Source organism: Chryseobacterium sp. LAM-KRS1 (assembly GCF_013184525.1).
Lineage (GTDB): Bacteria > Bacteroidota > Bacteroidia > Flavobacteriales > Weeksellaceae > Chryseobacterium > Chryseobacterium proteolyticum.
Window position 1 is genome coordinate 1 of record NZ_JAAOIZ010000009.1, and the last position, 5,063, is coordinate 5,063.

Annotated in this window: 5 protein-coding genes; 1 reads left to right on the forward strand and 4 read right to left on the reverse strand. The window is 35.0% G+C overall.

Annotation, left to right across the window (positions count from 1 at the left end; all coding sequences use genetic code 11):
* Positions 1–262: 262 nt before the first annotated feature.
* Both G9C87_RS20625 and G9C87_RS20630 read right to left on the reverse strand, forming a co-directional pair.
* Positions 263–1,057 carry an MBL fold metallo-hydrolase gene (locus G9C87_RS20625; protein ID WP_172284676.1) on the reverse strand — a complete coding sequence of 265 codons (795 nt, stop codon included), beginning with the start codon at positions 1,055–1,057 and terminating at the stop codon, positions 263–265.
* Positions 1,058–1,233: 176 nt separating this feature from the next.
* Entirely contained in the window at positions 1,234–3,372 is a 2,139-nt protein-coding gene (locus G9C87_RS20630) for a S46 family peptidase (RefSeq protein WP_172284677.1), read from the reverse strand.
* A 160-nt stretch (positions 3,373–3,532) separates the two neighbouring features.
* Here G9C87_RS20630 and G9C87_RS20635 point away from each other — a divergent pair, with 160 nt between their 5' ends.
* Entirely contained in the window at positions 3,533–4,015 is a 483-nt protein-coding gene (locus G9C87_RS20635) for a copper resistance protein NlpE (protein WP_172284679.1), read from the forward strand.
* A gap of 24 nt (positions 4,016–4,039) precedes the next feature.
* On the opposite strand, the gene G9C87_RS20640 is transcribed toward G9C87_RS20635, so the two are convergent.
* Together G9C87_RS20640 and G9C87_RS20645 are read right to left on the reverse strand one after the other, a co-directional pair.
* Positions 4,040–4,687 carry an MgtC/SapB family protein gene (locus G9C87_RS20640; RefSeq protein ID WP_172284681.1) on the reverse strand — a complete coding sequence of 216 codons (648 nt, stop codon included), beginning with the start codon at positions 4,685–4,687 and terminating at the stop codon, positions 4,040–4,042.
* A 114-nt stretch (positions 4,688–4,801) separates the two neighbouring features.
* Positions 4,802–5,063: T9SS type A sorting domain-containing protein (locus tag G9C87_RS20645; RefSeq protein WP_172284682.1), on the reverse strand; the 262-nt coding region annotated here is incomplete at its 5' end.

Below are 5,063 nucleotides of genomic sequence, written 5' to 3' on the forward strand. Positions count from 1 at the left end.
GAACACAGAAGTTAAGCCCACCAGCGCCGATGGTACTGCGACAAGCGGGAGAGTAGGTCGCCGCCAGTTTTTATTAAAAGTCTCATACATGAATTTGTATGAGACTTTTTTGTTTTATAATTATAACTATAGACATCTATACCTACTACACCACACCATAGCAATAAAAGATAAATGATCAGTGATGAATTATAAATGATAAAAGATCATTCATCAATTATCAATCATCATTTATTATTTATCATTCATAATTCTTCACTCCTCACTGGTATCTGCTAAATGACTTCTCTACAATTTCTCTGGCATTCTTTTCTACATTCTGATAAGAATAAAAGCCGTAGATGGTATCGTAGTTTATTTCTTCAAAACGTTTTTCGATTCTTTTAATTTCATTCAAAGGAAAAGGAATTCTGTTGGGATAGCTTCTCATTGTGGCAAAATGATTCATAGATGGGGAAAGATACATGGTATCCCCAATTAAAAGCGTTCCGTTTTCGCTCATCCATGGTATTTCTATGACAGAACTTCCCTCAAAATGGCCACCAATATTGTGAAGCTTTAATTGATCCCATAGATTAAGCTGATGACCGGTCCAGTATTCTACAAAATCACCTCCATTTAAAACCCATTCTTTATCGTTTTCATGAATATAAATTTTAGAATTAAAGGTATCTGCCCACATTTTCATATTGGAATAATAGTGCGGATGAGAGAAAGCAATAGCTTTTAAGCCTCCTTTAGAATTAATAAATGCAATAGCTGACTCATCAAGAAGGGGAATGCAATCCCATAATATATTTCCGTTTTTAGAAAGTACCAGCAAGGCCCGCTGTCCAATAGAAAACCTTGGATTAACAACCAGTTCGTAAAGGTTATTATTCAGTTTTTTAATTTTTATGCTATGCTTTTCCAGAAGCTTTTCATGGGTAGTCCACGATTGTCCGCTTTGAGGGACTGATTGTCTTTCGTCATTACAAATTAGGCAAAGATTGCCCTGATAGCTTTCCGGATATTGTATACCACATTCCGTACACATTTTAAGATGGTTATCATTCATAAAAAAGTTTTTATTAAAAATACATACTGTTCAGTGATCGGTATGTTATTTTATATAGATTTTACCTATCCGTAAATTGCGCTTAACTGCTTCTGGATAAGGGAAGATTATCTTTTCAATTAAAAACCCTATCTAACTTTAGATAGGGTTTAAAAACATCTTATTATGGATAAGAATTATTTGATAACTTTCATTTCATCAATCAGCCACTTGGAATCGGCAAATTTTTCAATGATGAATAGAATGTACTTGGTGTCAACCATGATGTTTCTGCTAAAACGGGGGTCATAATTAATATCACTCATAGTTCCTTCCCATTGTCTGTCGAAATTTAATCCTACTAGATTTCCGTAAGCATCAAGAGCCGGACTTCCTGAGTTTCCCCCTGTGGTATGATTGGTTGCCGTAAACCCTACAGGAACATCACCTCCCTTATCTTTATAATTTCCAAAATCTTTTTTATTGTAAAGATCGATTAGCTTTTTAGGAACATCAAATTCATAATCCCCCGGAATGTATTTTTCTATAACTCCTGCCAAATGAGTTTGATAACCATAAGAAACAGCATCTCTCGGATTTGAACCTTTTACTTTACCGTAAGTCACACGAAGTGTGGAGTTGGCATCAGGGAAGAATTTTCTGTCTTTATCGGTCGACATTTGCTGTTGCATGAATTTTTTCTGCAGCGCATCAATTTTTGTCTGGATTGAGGTATACTGAGGATCAGCTGTTTTTGAATAAGTGTCTTTGATATTTGAAAATAATTGATAAAAAGGGTCTTTTTTTAATGTTCTTACCAGTTTATCCTGATTAGAAAATGCCTTGTCAATATCTGCACTTAAAGAAGCTCCATTTACAGCTGTTCTGCCGGTAATGATAGAGTTTTTAGAAATCTCTTCGATATTCTGAATGTTCTGTGCTTCGTTTTTAAATTTATCAAATCCCGCTGGTAAAAACTGAGCGGTTGTTTTGTTGGCATACAGAGCAAGGAGCTTTGCAGTTACTTTTGCATCAAGCTCCGGACTGTAATCTTTATAGAAAGAAGTCAGCTTATTTTTAAATGCTGTAATTTCCTTCTCATCCATTCTTCCTGCTTCTACGGATAAGATATAGTTGGAATACATATTAGCTAATGCTAATGTCTCAGCATTTTTAATTAACTCAGAATAATAGGCATTATTTAAAGCATAAGGAGCCTGCTCAGTGTATAGCTTATTCAGCTGGTCTAATGTTGTTTTGATTTCCGGATTTTTAGCTACCAGAGATCCTTCGTACATTACTTTCTTTTCTACAGCATTAGACTTTTTCAGGCCTTCTACTTCTCCAATCCATTTTTTCCAGTAATTTGCCACTGAAGCATATTTAGAAGCATATTTAATACGTGTTGCATTGTCCACACGCATTTTTTCATCCAAAGTCTTTAAAGCGACATCTCGGACTGCAATTTTTGCAGGATCAATCTCATTCATGATTTTTTCAACTGCAATTGATGGAAGATACTCAGTGGTTTTTCCCGGAAAGCCAAATACAAATGTGAAATCATTTTCATTCTTATCCTTGATGGAAACAGGTAGAAAATGTTTAGGTACATAAGGGACATTATCTTTGGAATATTCTGCAGGCTTATTGTTTTTATCTGCATAAATTCTAAACATGGAGAAATCTCCCGTATGCCTTGGCCATACCCAGTTATCCGTATCACTTCCGAATTTCCCTATACTTTGTGGCGGTGCTCCTACCAAACGGATGTCTTTATAAGTTTCTATTGTATAAGCATAGTATTTATTTCCATAATACATAGGCTTTACAGTGATAGACTGATAATTTTCTATTTTTTGAGAATTCTTGTATATCTCAATATTGTTGTTGATTTTTTTTGAAAGATCAGGTTCGGAAAGATGATCCGTACCCTCCAGAATTTGATTGGTTACTTCTTTGATATCTACAATAAAATCTACTTTTAATCCGGGATTAGGAAGCTCGGTGCTCATATTCGTTGCCCAGAATCCATTGGAAAGGAGATCATTTTGTACTGTAGAATGTGCCTGAATTTGTCCGAAGCCACAGTGATGATTGGTTAATAAAAGTCCTTTAGGAGAAATAATTTCTGCTGTACAGCCACCGTTAAATTGAACAACGGCATCCTTAATACTGGCCTTTTGAGGATTGAAGATGTCTTTTGCAGAGATTTTCATTCCCAGGTCTTTCATTTCCTTTTCATTCAGCTCCGTTGGAATCCACATTCCCCCATATTGTTGGGCAAAAGCCATTGCGGCAGGCAAAAGAAATGCAGATAAAAGTATCTTTTTTATCATAATCAAAAATTTTGTCCAATTTACGAAGAAAATTAGGATTATAAGTTACAAGTCATCCTGAAAACGAGGTAGATTCATAGATAATGGCATTTAATATTTTGTATTAAAAAATATAATGGGATGGATCCCGTTATTTAATGACCAGAAACAAATAATATTTATGGAAAACAAAACTTTTTTATCCGGAACTGTACTGGCCATATTACTGGCTTCATGTTCACCCAAAGAAAAACAAAGAGAAATATTTTCTGCCCCGGAAACAGATTCAGCTTCGATCCAAAAACCATTGGATTCAGTGGCTGGCAACGCTTTGATTGATGGGCATAACTCTCAGAATTCATTGGATTGGAACGGAACTTATGAGGCTGTGGTTCCATGTGCAGATTGCCCGGGGATCAAAACTTCTCTCACATTGAATAAGGATAATACGTTCCATATCACAGAAGAATATATCGACAGAAAATCAAAGAATGAAGATAAAGGAACCTTGGAGTGGGATAAAACGGGCAGTATTGTGACTTTAAAAGGAAAATCCGCTAATTACAAATACAAGGTCGGTGAAAACCATCTTACTCAGCTTGATTTGAATGGAAAGGAAATTACCGGTCCCAATAAAGATCTGTATGTTTTCAAGAAAAAATAAAGGCTGCTGCCTTTATTTTTTATTTTAAAATTGATAGGACATAATTTTAGGGTCATTCATCATTTGCTTAATCAAAAGCTCGTGTTGCCGGGTATTCCCCGTAAGTCTCCAGGTCGTAATTAAACTGTCTTTGGAATATTGCTGTCTCATGATAAGAAATTTTAAATGATTATTCCTGAATAATTCCTCACAATGACTGATGTGATCAGAAGCGGAGATAGATATTTTATATTCCCTGATTTTATGATTATTGTCGATAAAATTCTGCAAATAACTTAACGAGCTCAAGACAAGAAGAACCAATGTAGTGCCCAGCAACGAAAAGTATACATATCCTGAACCGACAGCCATTCCTATTGAAGCAGTTGCCCAGATGGTTGTTGCCGTTGTAATTCCATCGATTTTATTATCTCCTTTGAAAATAACTCCTGCTCCCAAGAAACCTATACCGGTAATAATATTGGCTGCCAGACGATCTGGATTCTGAACTCCTATTTTGATTGATAATATGGTGAAAAGACAAGATCCAAAACATACCAGAATAAACGTGCGAAGTCCTGCAGACTTATTTCTATATTCACGTTCAGCACCGATAAAAAGCCCGAGCATAACTGAAATAAATATCAGTATCAGTTCATTTTGAATGGAATAGTGATCTTGTAGAAAATCCATAGATGTATAATTAAAACCTTGAATAAAAATACAATAAATTCTTACGTGATCGTTCAAGCATATAAAAAAAGACTGCTTCTTAAGGCAGTCTTTCGTTTATTGATGTAAAGTGATTTAATTTTTTATAAATTTCTGTACCATAACCTGATCTTTTGTAAACAATCTGATCATATAGCTTCCTTTAGCAAGTTCAGAGATATTGACAGAATTATTGCTTACGCTTATTGAATTTAAGATCCTTCCAGCTGTATCATAGGCTTCTGCCTTTACAACTTTCTCTTTTGACTTAATGAATAAAACATCTTTTACCGGATTCGGATAGATACTGAACTGGTCTTTATCATTAGTAATTTCGGATGTTCCTAAGGTATTCTGA

Coding starts and splice junctions, on each gene's coding strand:
- G9C87_RS20640 (WP_172284681.1), bottom strand. CDS start 4,687: ATGGATTTTCTACAAGATCACTATTCCATTCAAAATGAACTGATACTG.
- G9C87_RS20630 (WP_172284677.1), bottom strand. CDS start 3,372: ATGATAAAAAAGATACTTTTATCTGCATTTCTTTTGCCTGCCGCAATG.
- G9C87_RS20625 (WP_172284676.1), bottom strand. CDS start 1,057: ATGAATGATAACCATCTTAAAATGTGTACGGAATGTGGTATACAATAT.
- G9C87_RS20635 (WP_172284679.1), top strand. CDS start 3,533: ATGGAAAACAAAACTTTTTTATCCGGAACTGTACTGGCCATATTACTG.